This window comes from Rhizobium sp. RU36D (genome assembly GCF_900176345.1).
In the GTDB taxonomy this organism is placed as follows: domain Bacteria; phylum Pseudomonadota; class Alphaproteobacteria; order Rhizobiales; family Rhizobiaceae; genus Allorhizobium.
In genome coordinates this window covers 268140-286081 of record NZ_FWXU01000001.1, presented here as the reverse complement: position 1 = coordinate 286081, position 17942 = coordinate 268140, and the positions used below count along the sequence as shown (strand labels likewise).

The 17942-nt window shown below is 62.0% G+C and carries 13 protein-coding genes; 6 read left to right on the top strand and 7 right to left on the bottom strand.

The features are described from left to right. The first annotated feature begins 115 nt into the window (after positions 1-115). The 6 genes from B9A97_RS01390 to B9A97_RS01365 all read left to right on the top strand — a co-directional run bounded on the left by B9A97_RS01390 (position 116) and on the right by B9A97_RS01365 (position 5946). Entirely contained in the window at positions 116-1369 is a 1254-nt protein-coding gene (locus B9A97_RS01390) for a sarcosine oxidase subunit beta family protein (RefSeq protein ID WP_084363177.1), read from the top strand. A 17-nt stretch (positions 1370-1386) separates the two neighbouring features. Next, positions 1387-1707, top strand: a complete 321-nt coding sequence (locus B9A97_RS01385) for a sarcosine oxidase subunit delta (protein ID WP_084363176.1) — start codon at positions 1387-1389, stop codon at positions 1705-1707. Continuing rightward, entirely contained in the window at positions 1704-4682 is a 2979-nt protein-coding gene (locus tag B9A97_RS01380; RefSeq protein ID WP_084363175.1) for a sarcosine oxidase subunit alpha, read from the top strand. The genes B9A97_RS01385 and B9A97_RS01380 overlap by 4 nt, the downstream gene beginning before the upstream one ends. Further along, positions 4675-5229: a sarcosine oxidase subunit gamma gene (locus tag B9A97_RS01375; RefSeq protein WP_084363174.1), complete on the top strand. Its 555-nt coding sequence runs from the start codon at positions 4675-4677 to the stop codon at positions 5227-5229. The genes B9A97_RS01380 and B9A97_RS01375 overlap by 8 nt, the downstream gene beginning before the upstream one ends. Positions 5230-5345: 116 nt before the next feature. Further along, complete coding sequence (locus B9A97_RS01370; RefSeq protein ID WP_084363173.1) at positions 5346-5645, top strand: hypothetical protein; 300 nt, start codon at positions 5346-5348, stop codon at positions 5643-5645. Beyond that, entirely contained in the window at positions 5626-5946 is a 321-nt protein-coding gene (locus B9A97_RS01365; RefSeq protein ID WP_348532389.1) for a type II toxin-antitoxin system RelE/ParE family toxin, read from the top strand. The genes B9A97_RS01370 and B9A97_RS01365 overlap by 20 nt, the downstream gene beginning before the upstream one ends. Positions 5947-5997: 51 nt before the next feature. Here B9A97_RS01365 and B9A97_RS01360 read toward each other — a convergent pair whose 3' ends face one another. The 7 genes from B9A97_RS01360 to B9A97_RS01330 all read right to left on the bottom strand — a co-directional run bounded on the left by B9A97_RS01360 (position 5998) and on the right by B9A97_RS01330 (position 17766). Beyond that, on the bottom strand, positions 5998-6486 hold the full coding sequence (locus tag B9A97_RS01360) for a MaoC family dehydratase (RefSeq protein ID WP_084363172.1): 489 nt from the start codon (positions 6484-6486) through the stop codon (positions 5998-6000). Between the two features lie 121 nt (positions 6487-6607). Then, the gene (gene glgX / locus B9A97_RS01355; protein WP_084363171.1) at positions 6608-8566 is read right to left on the bottom strand and encodes a glycogen debranching protein GlgX; all 1959 of its coding nucleotides are present in this window, start codon (positions 8564-8566) and stop codon (positions 6608-6610) included. A 171-nt stretch (positions 8567-8737) separates the two neighbouring features. Beyond that, positions 8738-10366 (bottom strand): alpha-D-glucose phosphate-specific phosphoglucomutase, encoded by a 1629-nt coding sequence (locus tag B9A97_RS01350; RefSeq protein ID WP_084363170.1) that lies wholly within the window; start codon positions 10364-10366, stop codon positions 8738-8740. Between the two features lies 1 nt (position 10367). Then, positions 10368-11807: a glycogen synthase GlgA gene (gene glgA / locus B9A97_RS01345; RefSeq protein ID WP_084363169.1), complete on the bottom strand. Its 1440-nt coding sequence runs from the start codon at positions 11805-11807 to the stop codon at positions 10368-10370. A gap of 5 nt (positions 11808-11812) precedes the next feature. Further along, positions 11813-13072, bottom strand: coding sequence for a glucose-1-phosphate adenylyltransferase (gene glgC, locus B9A97_RS01340; RefSeq protein WP_084363168.1), 1260 nt, complete (start codon positions 13070-13072; stop codon positions 11813-11815). Positions 13073-13090: 18 nt separating this feature from the next. After that, complete coding sequence (gene glgB, locus B9A97_RS01335) at positions 13091-15304, bottom strand: 1,4-alpha-glucan branching protein GlgB (RefSeq protein WP_084363167.1); 2214 nt, start codon at positions 15302-15304, stop codon at positions 13091-13093. Beyond that, a complete protein-coding gene (locus tag B9A97_RS01330) occupies positions 15304-17766 on the bottom strand; it encodes a glycogen/starch/alpha-glucan phosphorylase (RefSeq protein WP_179145201.1) in 2463 nt (820 codons plus the stop codon). The genes glgB and B9A97_RS01330 overlap by 1 nt, the downstream gene beginning before the upstream one ends. Between the last annotated feature and the right edge of the window lie 176 nt (positions 17767-17942).

Genomic DNA, 17942 nt, shown 5'->3' with positions numbered 1-17942 from the left:
CGACATGTCGCGGCGTCGCAAAAGAGCCGACCTGTCGTCTATTGATCTGCGACGTGTAACACCATAGCCAAGGATTATCCGGAGTTTTGCCGGACCGACAGGAGCGAAGAGGCGAATGCGCAAATATTCGGTTTTTGCCGTGGCGCGCGAGGCATTGCGCGGACACAAAGGCTGGGACGCCCAATGGACTTCGCCAGAGCCGCGGGCATCCTATGACGTCATCATCATCGGCGCCGGCGGTCATGGACTAGGTGCCGCATACTATCTAGCCAAGGAGCACGGCATTACCAATGTCGCGGTGATCGAGCGCGGCTGGCTGGGTGGCGGCAATACCGGCCGCAACACCACGATCATCCGGTCCAACTATCTCTATGAAGAGAGCATGGACATCTACGAGCACTCCCTGAAGCTCTGGGAGGGCCTGTCCCAGGACCTCAATTACAACGTGATGTATTCCCCGCGCGGCGTGATGATGCTGTCGCACAACGTCCACGACATCCAGTCGTTCAAGCGCCACGTGAATGCCAACCGGCTCTATGGTATCGACAACGAGTGGCTGACGCCGGAGCAGGCCAAGGCCTATTGCCCGCCGCTCGATATCTCCAAGACCGCGCGTTACCCGATCAATGGTGCGGCCCTGCAGCGGCGTGGCGGCACGGCGCGTCATGATGCTGTTGCCTGGGGCTATGCCCGTGCGGCCTCCGATCGCGGCGTGCATGTGATCCAGAACACCGAGGTGACGGGCATTCGCCGCGGTCCTGACGGAGCGGTTATCGGCGTCGAAACCTCGCGCGGCTTCATCGGCGCCAAGAAGATCGGCGTGTCGGCTGCCGGCCACTCCTCGGTCGTGCTGGGCATGGCGGATGTGCGACTTCCGCTGCATTCCGTGCCGCTGCAGGCGCTGGTTTCGGAGCCGCTGAAGCCGATCTTTCCTTGCGTGGTCATGTCCAACACCGTCCATGCCTATATCTCGCAGTCCGACAAGGGCGAGTTGGTCATCGGCGCCGGCACCGACCAGTACAATTCCTATTCCCAGACCGGTGGGTTGCAGATCATCACCCATACTCTGGATGCCATCTGCGAGCTGTTCCCGATCTTCCGCCGGGTCAAGATGATGCGCCAGTGGGGCGGGATCACCGACAACACGCCCGACCGTTCGCCGATCCAGAGCGTGACGCCGGTCAAGAACCTGTTCGTGAACTGCGGTTGGGGCACCGGCGGCTTCAAGGCAACGCCGGGATCGGCCAATCTGTTCGCGCATCTGATTGCCAAGGGCGAGCCGCACCGGCTCGCGGCGGGGCTGACGCTGGACCGCTTCCGCACCGGTCGACTGATTGACGAGGCGGCTGCGGCTGCCGTGGCGCACTGACGGAAGGATTTGAGACGATGCTACTGATCAGATGCCCCTATTGCGAGGAAGAGCGCTCGGAACTCGAATTCCGTGCGGCTGGCGAGGCGCATATTGCGCGGCCAACCAACATTGCCGAGATCTCGGACGAGGACTTCGCGGAATACTTCTTCCTTCGCGAGAACCCGAAAGGGATGCTGTTCGAGCGCTGGCGCCATATCCATGGGTGCGGACGTTTCTTCAATGCCGCCCGCGATACCGTCAGCGACAAGATCTACATGACCTACAAGGCAGGAGAGCCGCAGCCCGATATGGCTGTCGTGCTGGCCGCCCGTGAACGGAAGGAAGCGTCGAAATGAGCGGCGCCAATCGCATTGCCGGCAAGGGCCGGCTGACCCCCGCAAGGACCGCACGCTTCACCGTCGATGGTCGCAGCCTGACCGCGATCGAAGGCGATACCGTCGCCTCGGCGCTACTGGCCAACGGCATTCATCTCGTCGGTCGCTCGTTCAAGTATCACCGCCCGCGCGGCATCCTGACCGCGGGTCCGGAAGAGCCGAATGCGTTGCTCGACATTTCCCGCGATGCCGCTCGTCGCCAGCCGAATGTGCGCGCCACGGTGCAGGAAGTGTTCGACGGCATGCGCGTGCAGACGCAGAACCGCTGGCCGTCTCTCTCCTTCGACGTCAGCGCCATCAATGATGTGCTGTCGCCCTTCTTTGCCGCCGGGTTCTACTACAAGACCTTCATGTGGCCGAAATCCTTCTGGCACAAGGTCTACGAGCCCTTCATCCGCCGGGCAGCAGGCCTCGGTGTTGCGCCTGAGGAGGCGGATCCGGACCATTATGCCAACCGTTACGCCCATTGCGACGTGCTGGTGGTCGGTGCAGGTGCTGCTGGTCTCGCCGCCGCTTTGGCTGCGGCCGAAGCCGGCGCCAAGGTCGTGATCTGCGACGAGCAGCCGGAGGCGGGCGGTGCCTTGCATTTCGATACGGGTGCCGTGATCGGCAGCGTCAATGGCTATGACTGGGCGCAGGCGACCGCGGCCAGGTTGTCGGCCATGGACAATGTGACGCTGCTGACGCGCACAACGGCCTTCGGATACTACAACCACAATTTCGTGGCGCTTGTCGAACGCGTCACCGACCATGTCGCCAAGCCCGACAAGCGCCAGCCGCGCGAGCGGCTGTGGCAGGTCAGGGCGAAGAAGGTGATCATCGCGACGGGCGCAATCGAACGGCCGATGGTGTTTGCCAACAACGACCGCCCCGGCATCATGCTGGCTTCGGCAGGCCGTACCTACCTCAATCACTTCGGCGTTGCCGTCGGCGCCAAGGTCGGTGTCTATACGGCGCATGACAGCGCCTATGAAGCGGCGATCGACCTGCACAAGGCTGGCGTCAAGATCGTGGCGATCGTCGATTGCCGCACCCAGCCGGGCGAGGCGGTGCTGGCTGCGGCGCGTGCGGCCGGCATCCAGGTTCTGACAGGGCATTCCGTGATGGATACGTCGGGCCGCCTGCGCGTGCGCTCCATGACCGTCGAGCGCAATGGCGGTGGCGGCAAGACCCGCTTCGATATCGACGCGCTGCTGGTCTCGGCCGGCTGGACGCCGTCGGTTCACCTGTTCTCGCAGTCGCGCGGCAAGCTGAAATATGATGCCGCCAATGAGCGCTTCCTGCCGGATGTCTATGCTCAGGACAGCATGTGCATCGGCGCCTGCAATGGCACCGACGACCTCCAGGCGCTTCTGGCGGAAGCCGCCTCGGCTGGCGCGGTTGCGGCTGGCGGTGCGCCCGGTGAAGGTCTAGGCGGTGCCAATGCCTTTGCCTGGACCGGAGGCATGCTCGGTGCGGCCGAGGGGGCGGGGCGTGAGGCCAGTGTCAAGGCCTTCATCGACTTCCAGCACGATGTCTGCGCCAAGGATATCCGCCTTGCCGTGCGCGAGGGCATGCATTCGGTGGAGCATATCAAGCGCTTCACCACCAATGGCATGGCCTCCGACCAGGGCAAGCTGTCCAATATGCATGGCCTCGCCATCGCAGCGGAAATGCTGGGCAAGGAAATCCCGCAGGTGGGTCTCACCACCTTCCGCGCGCCCTATACGCCCGTTACCTATGGTACGCTGATCAACCATTCGCGCGGCGACCTGTTCGACCCGGCCCGCAAGACGCCGATGCATGGCTTTGCCGTCGCCAACGGTGCCGATTTCGAGGATGTCGGCAACTGGAAGCGCGCCTGGTACTATCCGCGCCCCGGCGAAGACATGCATAAGGCCGTCAACCGCGAATGCAAGACCGTTCGCGAGGTCGCCGGCCTGTTCGATGCCTCGACGCTCGGCAAGATCGAGGTGGTCGGCCCCGATGCCGCAGCCTTCCTCAACCTGCTCTATACCAATGGCTGGGAAACCCTGAAGCCGGGCAAATGCCGCTACGGTATCATGACCCGCGAAGACGGTTTCATCTATGACGACGGCGTCGTCGGACGGCTGGCAGAAGATCGCTTCCATGTGACCACCACGACCGGCGGTGCGCCGCGTGTGCTGCATCACATGGAAGACTATCTGCAGACGGAGTTCCCGCATCTCAAGGTATGGCTGACCTCCACCACCGAGCAATGGGCTGTGATCGCGGTGCAGGGACCGAAGGCGCGCGATATCATCGCGCCGTTCGTCGATGGTATCGATATCTCAAACGAGGCCTTCCCGCATATGAGCGTTGCGGAAGGCAAGTTCTGCGGCGTGCCGACGCGGCTGTTCCGCATGTCCTTTACCGGTGAACTCGGCTTCGAAATCAACGTGCCGGCGGACTACGGCCAGTCGGTTCTGGAAGCTGTCTGGGCGCGGGCGTCGGAGATGGGGGCCTGCCTCTACGGCACGGAGACCATGCACGTGCTGCGTGCTGAAAAGGGCTATATCATCGTCGGCCAGGATACGGACGGCACGGTGACGCCCTATGACGCCGGTCTTGCCTGGGCCGTCTCCAAGAAGAAGACGGATTTCGTCGGCATTCGCGGCCTGAAGCGACCGGACCTTGTCCGCGAGGGCCGCAAGCAGCTGGTGGGCCTGAAAACCAAGGATCCGCATACCGTGCTGGAAGAAGGCGCGCAGATCGTCGCCGACCCGAACCAGCCGAAGCCGATGACCATGCTGGGCCATGTGACCTCGTCCTACTGGTCAGAAAACTGCGGACGCTCGATCGCCATGGCGCTGGTCGCCGGAGGTCAGGCACGCATGGGCCAGACGCTTTACGTGCCGATGGCCGACAAGACCATCGCGGTCGAAGTGACCGACATGGTGTTCTTTGACAAGGAAGGGGGCCGGATCCATGGCTGATATCGCGACAGCACAGCGCAAACCGGTCCTTGCAGGGCTGAAGGGTGGCAATGGCGTGGTGCGCATCACGCCTTGTCTGCCGGCAAGCCGCATCTCGCTCCGGTCTGGTGCAGCGGAAGTGGCGGCCCTGTCCACCGCCCTCGGCCTGCAGCTTCCGGTTCGTCCGAAGACTTCCGCAAGCCAAGGCGAGCGCATGGCACTGTGGCTCGGGCCCGACGAATGGCTGGTCATCGACCAGACGGGCGCGGACCTGATGGCGCTTTGCGCCGGCTCAGGCGTGGTCCATGCCGCAACCGACGTCTCCCACCGCAATATCGGCATCATGGTTTCCGGCCCCGGCGCAGCGGCCACCATCAACGCCGCTTGCCCGCTGGACCTCTCGCTCACCGGCTTCCCGGTCGGCTCCGCCGCCCGCACGGTGTTCGGCAAGATCGAAATGGTGCTGCACCGGGTGGACGCGGATACATTCCGGGTCGAATGCTGGCGCTCGTTCGCGGATTACGCGTTCGGGATGCTGAGCGAAGGCGCTGAGGACGCAGCGCTCTGAGAAGAGAGTGGTCGGCCCCAGCCGACCGTTTCTGCCGCGTGTTGGCTTCAGCAGGCCAAGGCTTCGCGCCTGCTGACATTCGTGCTACATTGGAGCGACGTAGTGCGAGGTCAGCGATGAGCAGCAGGGACATAGTCGACGATACGATCAGCGTTCCCGTCAGTTCGGAGACGATGAATGCACTGCGCGATGTCATGGCGGTGGGAAACTTTCCCTCGGCCAATGAGGCGATTGCGGCAGCTGTTCGGGTCTGGCAGGGCGATAACGCGAGCGAGAACCGGCTTCAATCAATCCGCCAACGCATAACCGCTTCGCTGCAGGATCCACGGCCCGACCTTACGATCACTGAGGTCGATGACGCTCTCGACGCTTTGATGGACGAAGCGATGCGGGTTGGTGGTCGTGCAACGGGCTGAGGTTCGTTTCCGGCCCGAGTCCTTGCGTGATCTGCAAGATATCTTCTACTTCATATTGACAGTGAGCCAATCTCCCGCCGTGGCTCGAGGGTATGTTGGCCGGATACGTCGGCGTTGTGAAAGCATAGCACACGCACCCAATGCAGGCCGTCCACGCTATGACTTGTTGCCGGGTCTTCGCATCGTCCCGTTCGAGCGTAGCGCTGTCATCGCTTACAAGGTCGAAAACGGCATTGTCCTGGTTACGAATGTCTTCTTCGGACGGCGGGATTATGAGGCGCTTTACCGCGACGAGCAGTAGGATGGACGCTCTTCAGCCAAAATCTGCTTCCCATCTATCGGCCAGCGGCGCTCACACCCCCTCAGGCCGATCCTTTGGGTCGAACTGGATGATGGTGATCCAGGTGGCGGTCAGGGCAGGCTTCTTTTCTTCCTCGATCTCGACCTCGACATCGTAGCTCGTCATCATCATGCCGGCGCCGCGGAAGCGGGCTTCGGATAGGGAGAAATGGCCGCGCACGCGCTTGCCGCAGCGAACTGGCGACAGGAAGCGCAGCTTGTCGAAGCCGTAATTGATGCCCATAGTCTGTTCGCGGATGATCGGCAGACAATTGTAGTTCATCGCCGAAAGCAGCGAGAGCGTCAGGAAGCCATGGGCGATGGTGCCGCCGAAGGGGGTTTCGGCGGCGGCGCGCACGGGGTCGGTGTGAATGAACTGGTGGTCGTTGGTGGCGCCGGCAAAAGCGTCGATCATGGTCTGGTCGACGGTAATCCAGTCCGAGAGGCCGACACGTTGGCCGACAAGCCCCTGAACCTCTGCTAGTGAAATCTCGACCGGCATCCGCCCTCGCTGAATTCTGTGTTTTTCCCGCAACTTATACGCCGAGTGCGCGGTAGCGAATACGCCATGGATATGGCGCCTCCATGAAATTTTTCAATTGGATCGTTGTCTTGCGGCGCAATCAGGAACCGACCAAAAAGGCCACCGAGCGTGGCTTTAGGCTGAGCGACTTGATCGCGCGGTCGGATGACAGCCGGTGCCACTTGATACCGGCCCTCAGTGGCAGGGTGAACTCGTGCGCCTCCCGGCCGCGGTTGAACAGGATGGCCAGTCTTGCGGGGCGTCCGGTCTCGCCGTCTTTCGTTTTCAGGATCATGGCGAACAGCCTGCCATCCGGCGCCTCCCATTCCGGCACGGTCATGGGATCACCGCTGCCCGACACCCACTCGACGTCGCCGTCATCGCCGGTGAAGAAGCCGGTCTCAGAGAATACGGAGAAGCGCTTGCGCATGGCGGCCAGATCCGACGTCAGCTGGACCAGATCCGCATTCATCCGGCTCCAGTCGAGCCAGGTGATCTCATTGTCCTGGCAATAGGCGTTGTTGTTGCCCTGCTGGCTGCGGCCGCCCTCGTCGCCGGCCGTCAGCATGATCGCGCCGCGGGTGGCAAACAGGGTGGAGAGAAGGGCCGAGACATCGGCGATCCGCTGCCGCTTGATCGCCTTGTCCGCGGTCTCGCCTTCCGCGCCGTTGTTCCAGGAGTAGTTCTCGTTATGGCCGTCGCGATTGTCTTCGCCGTTCCGCTCGTTGTGCTTGTGGCTGTAGGACACGAGGTCCATCAGCGTGAAGCCATCATGGGCGGCAACGAAATTGACCGTGCGCGTTGAGCGCAGGCCGTGGCGGGCAAACATGTCCGACGAGCCGGCGAGCGCGGTGGCCAGCGCGCCGGTCATATGGCTATCTCCGCGCCAGAAGCGGCGGATCGTGTCGCGTGCCCGGTCGTTCCATTCCAGGAAGGGGGCCGGGAAGTTCCCGAGCTGATAGCCGCCAGGGCCGATGTCCCAGGGCTCTGCAATCATGATGCGATCTTCGAGCACCTCATCCTTCAAGATTGCCGCCAGCGTTTCCGATGCGGGATCGAAGCCATCCTGGGTACGGCCGAGAATCGGCGCGAGGTCGAAACGGAAGCCATCGACGCCGGCTGCCAGAACGAAATGGCGCAGGCTGTCGATGATCAACTGGCGCATGCGCGGATGATCGCAGGCCAGCGTATTGCCGCAGCCGGTGTCGTTGACGAGGTTTCCTCGCTCGCCCGGCACATGCCTGTAGTAGCCCAGATTGTCGAGGCCGCGCATGGAGAGCGTGGTGCCATGGCGATCGCTTTCGCCGCTGTGGTTGAACACCAGATCCAGGATGACGCCGATGCCTTCGGCGTGCAGGGCAGCCACGGTGTCGCGCAGTTCCGCCACGCCGCCGGGCACAAGGAGCGGATCAAGCGCCATTAGCGCGATCGGGTTATAGCCCCAGCTGTTGCTCAGCCCCAGCGGCGGCAGATGGCGCTCGTCGATCCAGGCGGTGATCGGCATCAGCTCGATAGCATCCACGCCCAGCGTCTTGAGATGGGTGAGGACGGAGGGATGGGCAAGTGCCGCAACCGTGCCGCGCTTCTCCTCCGGCACATCAGGATGCAGCATGGTGAACGGCTTGACCGCCACCTCATAGATGAAGGCGCCCGGCTGAAAGAAGGGCATCATCACCTTGGCCTTGATGTCGCTAACGACCAGAGCCTTCGGAACGAGGTCGGCGGTTTCCTCGCCAAATAGAGTCAGTCGCTGATCATGGACGAATGGACGGTCCAGTTCCCTTGCATAGGGGTCGACCAGGAGCTTGGCAGGGTCAAACCAGAGACCCTCATCCGGGGCATAGCGACCGTGGGTACGGTAGCCATAGCGTGTGCCCTGCCGTATGCCGGCAAGAGATGCCGAATGCACGCCGTCAGCATCCCGCGCCATCGCAACACGTTGGTATTCCTGCCCACCTGCATCGAAGAGGCAGAGTTCAACGGTCTCGGCATGGTGGGACCAGACGGCGAAATCGGCGCCAGTCTTGGTAAGGGTCGCTCCAAGCTTCATCTGGCTCATGGGGCTCCTTCACCGAGGTTCGCGAATCCGTTCGATGTCGCATTTTGCCGTAACTCAGCGGGCTGAGCGAGCGAAACTTCAACTATAGCGCTATTTGTCGACACCCGGTAAATGCCAAGAAGCGCGGCGTTCAAGCCGCGCTTCTCTCCCGACCTAAACTTCCGATGGCACTCACGTGATGACGGTCGGCTCGTCCATGCCGGTGCGGGACTTGATCTCTGCCAGCGTTTCGGCGGCGGCGATCAGGTCGGCCAGGGCCGTCTGGGTCTCGATATCGTGGCGGCTCGGATCGGGCTCATAGCGCTCGACATAGACGCGCAGCGTGGCGCCTGACGTGCCCGTTCCGGAAAGGCGGAAGACCACACGGCTGCCGCCTTCGAACAGGACACGGACGCCCTGATTCTTTGAGACGGAGTGGTCGACCGGATCGGTATAGGCAAAATCGTCGGCGGCGTTGACCACGAGGCTGCCGATTTTTGTGCCGGGCAGGCTGGCAAGCTTGTCGCGCAGCGCCACGATCAGGCCGTTCGCCTTTTCGGTGTCGATACCTTCGTAATCATGGCGGGAATAGTAGTTGCGGCCGTATTCGGCCCAGTGCTTGACGACGATGTCCTTCACGCTTTCCTTGCGTGCGGCAATGATGTTCAGCCAGAACAGCACCGCCCAGAGGCCATCTTTTTCGCGCACATGGCTTGAGCCGGTGCCGAAGCTTTCTTCGCCGCAGACGGTGACCTTGCCGGCATCCATGAGGTTGCCGAAGAATTTCCAGCCGGTTGGTGTCTCGTACATGCCGATGCCGAGCTTTTCCGCCACGCGGTCCGAGGCCGCACTTGTCGGCATGGAACGGGCGATGCCGGCGATGCCCTTGGCATAGCCGGGTGCGCAGGTGGCGTTGGCGGCAATCACGGCCAGGCTGTCGGAGGGCGTGACGAACATCCCCTTGCCAACCACCATGTTGCGGTCACCATCGCCATCGGAGGCCGCGCCAAAATCGGGGCCGCCGGGGCTCATGACGTCGTCATAAAGTTCCTTGGCGTGAACGAGGTTCGGGTCGGGATGGTGGTGGCCGAAATCCGGGAGGGGTTCGGCATTGCGCACCGAACCTGCGGGCGCGCCGAGCCGCTTTTCGAGGATCTCAACCGCATAGGGGCCTGTGACGGCACTCATGGAATCCATGACGACGCGGAAGCCCGACTTGATCAGGTCGCGAATGGCGGCGAAATCGAATAGTTCTTCCATCAGGTCGGCATAGTCGCTGACGGGATCGATCACCTCGACGACCATGCCGGCAACCTCCTGGCGGCCGATGCTGTCGAGGTCGAGATCCGGCGTTTCGACTGTCTTGTAGCTGTCGATGCTCTTCGTCCGGGCAAAGATGGCGTCGGTGATCTTCTCCGGCGCCGGGCCACCATTGCCGATATTGTACTTGATGCCAAAGTCTTCCGTCGGGCCGCCGGGATTGTGGCTGGCCGAGAGCACGATCCCGCCAAAGGCTTCGTATTTGCGGATCACATGCGAGGCTGCCGGCGTCGAGAGGATGCCGCCCTTGCCCACCAGCACGCGGCCAAAACCGTTGGCGGCTGCCATGCGGATGGCGGTCTGAATGACTTCGCGATTGTAGAAGCGGCCATCGCCACCGATGACCAGCGTCTTGCCGGCAAACCCTTCCAGACTGTCAAAGATCGACTGGATGAAGTTTTCCGCATAGTCCTTCTGCTGGAACACCGGGACCTTCTTGCGCAGGCCAGATGTGCCCGGCTTCTGGTCATCATAGGGTTTGGTGGCGATCGTGACGATCATGTTACTGGCCTTTCGAGACTAGGCGTTCATAAAGAGAGACGTAGCGTTCCGCACTCCTGCCCCAGGAGACGTCGGATTTCATGCCTTGCTTCTGCATCTGGCTCCAGGTCTTCTCGTCCCGGTAGAGCCGGAAGGCGCGCCGCAGCGCCTGGCGCAGACCATCCGCAGTCACGGGGGAGAACTGGATGCCGGTCGCGGCCTTGGCGGCAATGGCCGCCTCGTTCGCGTCGATGATGGTGTCGTTGAGGCCCCCGGTGCGGGCCACGATCGGAATGCAGCCATAGCGCAGGGCATAAAGCTGGGTAAGGCCGCAGGGTTCGAAGCGCGACGGCACGATCAGAGCGTCGCTGCCGGCCTGCATCAGATGTGACAGGGGTTCGTTATAGGCCACGGTCATGGCGACGCGGCCGCGGTGGCGGGACGCGGCGTCCAGCAAGGCCGTTTCCAGTTCCGGGTCGCCGGTGCCCAGCACGGCAAGCCGACCGCCTTGCGCCACCAACTCGTCCACGACCTCTGCCAGAAGGTCGATGCCCTTTTGCCAGGTGAGGCGCGAGACGATGGAGAACAGCGGTCCGTCATCCTCATCCAGTCCGAAATGCCGTGTCAGCGCCACCTTGTTGGCGGCACGCTTTTTCAGGTTGGCACCATTGAAGTCAGAGGCAATCAGGCCGTCGCCGGCGGGGTTCCAGGCCACGGCGTCGATGCCGTTGACGATGCCGTAGAGGTCGGCGGCGCGGCTGGCGATGACGCCTTCCAGTCCCATGCCGAATTCCGGCGTCAGGATTTCCTCGGCATAGGAGGGGCTGACCGTGCTCAAGGCGTGGGACACTGTCAGGCCTGCCTTCAGGTAGCTGATGGTGCCGTAATACTCGAGCGCTTCCCAATAGGCATGCTGCGGCAGCCCGAGTTCGGGAAAGATGGTCGCGGGAAACTGCCCCTGGAAGGCGATGTTGTGGATCGTGATCAGGCTCGGCAGTTCCGGCGTTTCGGCATAGCGCATGTAGATCGGGGTCAGGGCGCTCTGCCAGTCGTGCACATGCACCAGATCGGGGCGCCAGCCACGCAAGGCGCCTGCCGCAATTTCCGCCCCTGCCTTGGAGAGCGCCGCGAAGCGCTTCCAGTTGTCGGGGTGATCCTTGCCACCGGTATCGATATAGGGGCCGCCGGGACGGTCGAAATAGGCCGGCGCATCCAGCACCAAGAGATCGAGACCCTCATGCTGGACAGCAAGTATCCTTGCCTCGACGCCCAGCAGGTCCGGCAGGGTTGCGGCGACGACCGTATCGCGGATCGCCTTCATGACCGCAGGATATCCTGGCAGCAGGGTTCTGGTTTCCACGCCGTGCAGGCGCAGCGACAGCGGAAGCGCGCCAACGACATCCGCCAATCCGCCGGTTTTCACCAACGGATACATTTCCGATGCTACCGAGAGAACCTTCATCTGACTTACAGGTCCAGCTTGTCGATCATGGCCTGGGTGATCAGGCAAATTCCGCCCTCGCTGCGGCGGAAGCGCTTGGCGTCAATCTCCGGATCCTCGCCGACCACGAGGCCTTCGGGGATGGTGACGCCGCTATCGATCACGACATTGGTGAGCCTCGCATGTCGGCCGATCCAGACCTTGGGTAGGATCACCGCACCCTCCAGTCGAGAGTAGGAATTGGCCCGCACACCGGTGAACAGCAGGCTCTTGTAGAGGGCCGAACCGGAGATGATGCAGTCGCCTGAAACAAGCGAGGAAATGGCCGAGCCGCGCCGACCCTCGTCGTCGTGAACAAATTTTGCCGGCGGGGTGATCTCGGAATAGGTCCAGATCGGCCAGGTCTTGTCGTAGATGTCGAGTTCCGGGACGATGTCCGTCAGGTCGATATTGGCCTGCCAGTAGGCATCGATGGTCCCGACATCGCGCCAGTAGGGGGTGCGCTCGAAATCGGAGCGAACGCAGGATTGCGCGAAACGATGGGCCACGGCTTTGCCATTCGCGACGATATGCGGAATGATGTCCTTGCCGAAGTCGCGGCTGGAATTCGGATCGGCCGCGTCGCGCTTCAGCATCTCCATCAGGAACTTGGTCTGGAAGACATAGATGCCCATGGAGGCAAGCGCCTTGTCTTCGTCGCCGGGAATGCCCGGCGGGTCGGCCGGCTTTTCGACGAAGGCAATGATCTCGTCCTTCTCGTTCACATGCATGACGCCGAAGGCGACCGCATCCATGCGCGGCACTTCCAGGCAGCCGATGGTGACATCGGCACCAGAATCGACGTGCTGCTGCAGCATCAATTCGTAGTCCATTTTATAGATGTGGTCGCCCGCCAGGATGACCATGTATTCCGGACCATAGGACTCGATGATGTCGATGTTCTGGTAGACCGCGTCGGCGGTGCCCTCATACCACTGGGTTTCGGAAACGCGCTGGCTTGCCGGCAGGACGTCGAAACTCTCGTTGCGCTCGGGACGGAAAAAGTTCCAGCCGTGCTGCAGGTGGCGGATCAGGGAATGCGCCTTGTATTGCGTGGCCACGCCAATGCGGCGGATGCCGGAATTCAGCGCATTGGATAGCGCGAAATCGATGATGCGCGCCTTGCCGCCGAAATAGACCGCAGGCTTGGCGCGGCGATCCGTCAGTTCCTTCAGGCGGCTTCCCCGACCGCCCGCCAGAACATAGGCCATTGCGTCGCGCGCGAGTGGCTGGATGCGTTTTTCCATTGTTGATCTTCCTCCCGACTAGTTTTCCTGCTCCAGCATGATCGTTGCCAACGGTGGCAGAGTAAGGTCCGCGCGGATACTCCCGTCTGCCTTTTTTGTTGCCGTGACCCGACCGCCATTCCCCTTTCCGCTGCCGCCATAGATCTCGGCATCGGTATTCAATATCTCGCGCCACCGGCCTTCGGTCGGCAGCGGCACGGCATAGTGTTCGTGATAGACCGGCGTCAGATTGCTGATCACGGCGACCGGCTTCTCGCCCGGTGTCTTTCGCAGGAAGGCGAAGACAGAATTATCCTGATCGTCGGCAATCAGCCATTCGAAGCCTTCGCCCTCGCAATCGCGTCCATGCAGCGATGGCTTGCTGCGATAGGTCAGGTTCAGGTCGCGGACCAGGCGTCGCATGCCCTCGTGCAGCGGATACTGCAGCAGGTTCCAGTCCAACTGGCGGCTTTCGCTCCACTCGCTCCACTGGGCAAATTCCTGGCCCATGAACAGCAGCTTCTTGCCCGGATAGCCCCACATCATGCCGTAATAGGCCCGCAGATTGGCAAATTTCTGCCAGTCGTCACCGGGCATCTTGGCGATAAGCGAGCCCTTGCCGTGAACCACCTCGTCATGGGACAGCGGCAGCACGAAGTTTTCCGAGAAGGCATAGAGCAGGCCGAAGGTTATTTCCTGGTGGTGGAACCGGCGGTGCACGGGATCGCGGCTGAAATAGCTCAGCGTGTCGTGCATGAAACCCATGTTCCACTTGAAGCCGAAGCCGAGCCCGCCTTCATGCACCGGATGCGACACCTTGGGCCAAGAGGTGGATTCCTCGGCGATTGTCATCACGCCGGGATGGTTGCCATAGACGATCTTGTTGAGCTTCTGCAGGAAGCGCACGGCTTCCAGATTTTCCCGGCCGCCATATTCGTTCGGGATCCACTCGCCTTCCTTGCGCGAATAGTCGAGATAGAGCATCGAGGCCACGGCATCGACGCGCAGGCCATCCAGGTGGAATTTTTCCGACCAGTACAGCGCGTTGTTGACCAGGTATGACACGACCTCGTCGCGGCCGAAATTGTAGATGGCCGTGTTCCAGTCGGGATGGAAACCCTGGCGGGGATCGGCGTGCTCGTAGAGGGCGGTGCCGTCGAACCAGCGCAAACCGTGTTCGTCGGTCGGAAAATGCGCTGGCACCCAGTCAAGGATGACCCCGATGCCGACCTTGTGGCAGCCGTTGACGAAGCGTGCAAAGCCCTCCGGCTCCCCAAAACGGGCCGTCGGCGCGTAAAGGCCTGTGGTCTGGTAGCCCCAGGACGGATCATAGGGATGCTCGGTGATCGGCAGGAACTCGATGTGGGTGAAGCCCATATCGACGCAGTAGGGGATCAGGCGTGCTGCGATTTCGTCCCATGTGAGCATGGAGCCATCGTCTCGGCGCTGCCAAGAACTGGCGTGAACTTCGTAGATGCTGATCGGCTGCCGGCGCTGGTCGACGCTCGCCCAATGCGCCCGATGGGCCTCGTCTTCCCAATCCTGGATCAGTTCGGGCGCCGCGACCGAAGCGGTTTTCGGCCGCAATTCCGCACGGCGGGCATAGGGATCCGCCTTCAAAGGCAGCACTTCGCCATGGGGTCCGACGATCTCGAACTTGTAGGTGGCGCCCGCGCGAATGTCGGGCGCGAATATCTCCCAGATGCCGGTGTCCTGGCGCAGCCGCATCACGTGTCTGCGCCCATCCCACTCGTTAAAGTCGCCAACGACGGAGACACGACGAGCATTGGGCGCCCATACGGCAAAATGAAATCCGTCGGCCCCTTCATGACGCAGCGGATGCGCCCCCATCTTGTCGAACAGCCTGAGATGCGATCCTTCCCGGACGAAATAATCGTCCATGGGGCCGAGCACCGGACCGAAGGAATAGGTGTCCGTGACCGTCCATTCGGCATCGCCGCGCTCAGCGCGATAACGCACCGGGCGGATGGACGACACCGCAATCTCGCCGACAAAGAACCCGGCGGGATGAAGGCATGTCATCTCCCCCAGTGGTTTGCCGTCGAGGGAGTGGACCGCAACCTTTTCCGCGCCGGGAATGAAGCAGCGGGCAACATAGCCCTTGGCCGTTTTATGAACGCCCAGGATCGCAAAGGGATCGGAATGCTGACCTGCAACCACCGCCTCGATTTCGGCAGCCGAGGGATGCTCGGGCTGCCGCTCCTCACCGACCGGTTTCGGTGGTTTGGTCATCAGGCTCTCCAGATGTCGTTGGTGTATTGGCGAATGGTACGGTCTGACGAGAACCAGCCCATGCGGGCGGTGTTTCTGATGGTCTTGCCGAACCAGTCCGTCGGATTGGCCCAGATGCCATCGACCTGGCGCTGCGCCTTGGCATAGGCGTCGAAATCGGCTGCGACCATGAACCAGTCATGATTGTAGAGGCCATCGACGAGTCCGCCGAAACGGCCGCGATCATCCGGCGAGAAGACACCTGTCGCGATGGCCGACAGCGCCTGCGACAGCTCGCGCGACCGCTCAATCACAGCGCGGGGATTGTGGCCTTCGGCTCTCAACTTGCCCACTTCCGCTGCCGTCATCCCGAAGATCACGATGTTGTCTTCTCCCACATGGTCGCGCATCTCGACATTGGCGCCGTCTAGCGTGCCAATCGTCAAGGCACCGTTCAACGCGAACTTCATGTTGCCGGTTCCCGAGGCTTCCATGCCGGCGGTGGAAATTTGTTCGGAGAGGTCGGCTGCGGGAACCATCGTTTCCGCCAGCGTCACATTGTAGTTCGGCACGAAGACCACCTTCAGCAGGCCGCGTACCGACGGGTCGTTGTTGATCACGCGGGCCACGTCGTTGGCCAGCTTGATGATCAGCTTGGCGTTGTGATAGCTCGGCGCCGCCTTGCCGGCGAAGAGCTTGACGCGCGGCGCCCAGTCGCGCTCGGGATGCGAGCGCATCTGGTCATAGAGCGCCACCGTCTCGATGATGTTCAGCAGCTGGCGCTTGTATTCGTGGATGCGCTTGATCTGGATGTCGAACATCGCGGAGGGATCAAGGCGGATGCCCATGCGGCTTGCAACGAGGTTGGCGAGTTGCTCCTTGTTGGCGCGTTTCACTGCCGCGAACTTTTCCTGGAAGGCCTTGTCATCGGCGAAGGCGTCGAGCGCGGTCAGCTTCTCGGCGTCATCGAGGAACGCATCGCCGATGGCTTCGCGGATCAGCGCCGTCAGCTTCGGATTGCACTGCATCAGCCAGCGGCGGGGCGTGATGCCATTGGTCTTGTTGTTGATCCGGGTCGGATAGAGCTTGTGCAGGTCGGCAAACACCGTTTCCTTCATCAGCTCGGTATGCAGGGCGGAGACGCCGTTGACCGAGTGGGAGCCGATGAAGGCGAGATTGCCCATGCGCACGCGGCGGTCGCCGCTCTCGTCGATCAGCGAGATCTTGCTGATCTCCTGGTCGTTCATGCCCTTCTGGCGGCGGGCCTCGATCAGGATCTTGGCGTTGATCGCATAGACGAGCTGCATGTGGCGCGGCAGCAGGCGCTCGAACAGTGGCACCGGCCAGCTTTCCAGCGCTTCCGGCAGCAGTGTGTGGTTGGTGTAGGAGAAGGTGCGCCAGGTGATATCCCATGCGGCATCGAAATCCATGCCGTGGATATCGCAGAGCAGGCGCATCAATTCGCAGACCGACACGGCAGGGTGGGTGTCGTTCAACTGGATCGCCACCTTGTCCGGAAGCGTATCGAGCGAATTGCCATGCTGGACATGGCGGCGCAGGATGTCCTGCAGCGATGCCGAACAGAAGAAATACTCCTGGCGCAGGCGCAGTTCCTGGCCGGCCGATGTGGCGTCGGCTGGATAGAGCACGCGGGTCAGGGTTTCGGCCTTGTTGCTTTCGCGCAAGGCGCCGATGTGATCGCCGGCATTGAAGGCGTCGAGAAGGATCGGGTCGATCGGCTGGGCCGACCAGAGGCGCAGCGTGTTGACGCGCTCCGCCCGCCAGCCGACCACGGGCGTATCGAAGGCGGTCGCGATCACCCGCTCGCTTGGCTTCCAGACGAAGCGCACGTCCTCGCCCGAGCTGTTGTTGACGGTTTCGACCCCGCCGCCGAAGCCGATTTCGTAGGAGCTTTCACGGCGCTCGAATTCCCAGGGATTTCCGTGGGCGAGCCAGTTTTCCGGCAGCTCCACCTGCCAACCTTCCGCCATCTGCTGGCGGAACAGGCCGTGGACATAGCGGATGCCATAGCCATAGGCGGGAATGTTGACGGTGGCCATGCTCTCCATGAAGCAGGCCGCGAGGCGGCCGAGGCCACCATTTCCGAGTGCCGCATCCGGTTCCAGGCCGGCAATGACGTTGATATCGACGCCGAGAGACGCCAGGGCTTCCTTGATCTCGTCCATCATCTGCAGGTTGGACATGGCGTCCCGCATCAGGCGGCCGATCAGGAATTCGAGCGAGAGATAGTAGACCCGCTTGGCATTGGCCACATAGGCGGCGCGTGTGGCTTCCATCCACTTGTCGATCACGCGTTCGCGCACCACGAGGATCGTTGCTGTCAGCCAGTCATGCGGCTTTGCAACCTTTGTGTCCTTGCCGATGGCATAGGTCAGCTTCTCGATGATTTCTGCGGCCAGCACCTCCGGCTCGAAGGCGCGGGGTTTTGGCAGGGGAATATCGGCCTTGCTGACTGTGTCGATCATGTTTCGTGCCACCGCTTCGCTCGTTGTTTCGGGGACGCCGGGTGCTGCTTGCGACACCGCGACGCACTCAATTTGATGCAGTTTATGCATCGATACGAAACACTTGCAACAAGGGAATGGAGCAAAGGCAAATTTCCGCCACATTTGCTCAAGGACACAGTAATGTGCTGAAA

What these genes read in the sequence shown, in the direction of transcription:
- B9A97_RS01390 (WP_084363177.1), top strand. Translation starts at nt 116, where the DNA reads ATGCGCAAATATTCGGTTTTTGCCGTGGCGCGCGAGGCATTGCGCGGA.
- B9A97_RS01385 (WP_084363176.1), top strand. Translation starts at nt 1,387, where the DNA reads ATGCTACTGATCAGATGCCCCTATTGCGAGGAAGAGCGCTCGGAACTC.
- B9A97_RS01380 (WP_084363175.1), top strand. Translation starts at nt 1,704, where the DNA reads ATGAGCGGCGCCAATCGCATTGCCGGCAAGGGCCGGCTGACCCCCGCA.
- B9A97_RS01375 (WP_084363174.1), top strand. Translation starts at nt 4,675, where the DNA reads ATGGCTGATATCGCGACAGCACAGCGCAAACCGGTCCTTGCAGGGCTG.
- B9A97_RS01370 (WP_084363173.1), top strand. Translation starts at nt 5,346, where the DNA reads ATGAGCAGCAGGGACATAGTCGACGATACGATCAGCGTTCCCGTCAGT.
- B9A97_RS01360 (WP_084363172.1), bottom strand. Translation starts at nt 6,486, where the DNA reads ATGCCGGTCGAGATTTCACTAGCAGAGGTTCAGGGGCTTGTCGGCCAA.
- glgX (WP_084363171.1), bottom strand. Translation starts at nt 8,566, where the DNA reads ATGAGCCAGATGAAGCTTGGAGCGACCCTTACCAAGACTGGCGCCGAT.
- B9A97_RS01350 (WP_084363170.1), bottom strand. Translation starts at nt 10,366, where the DNA reads ATGATCGTCACGATCGCCACCAAACCCTATGATGACCAGAAGCCGGGC.
- glgA (WP_084363169.1), bottom strand. Translation starts at nt 11,807, where the DNA reads ATGAAGGTTCTCTCGGTAGCATCGGAAATGTATCCGTTGGTGAAAACC.
- glgC (WP_084363168.1), bottom strand. Translation starts at nt 13,072, where the DNA reads ATGGAAAAACGCATCCAGCCACTCGCGCGCGACGCAATGGCCTATGTT.
- glgB (WP_084363167.1), bottom strand. Translation starts at nt 15,304, where the DNA reads ATGACCAAACCACCGAAACCGGTCGGTGAGGAGCGGCAGCCCGAGCAT.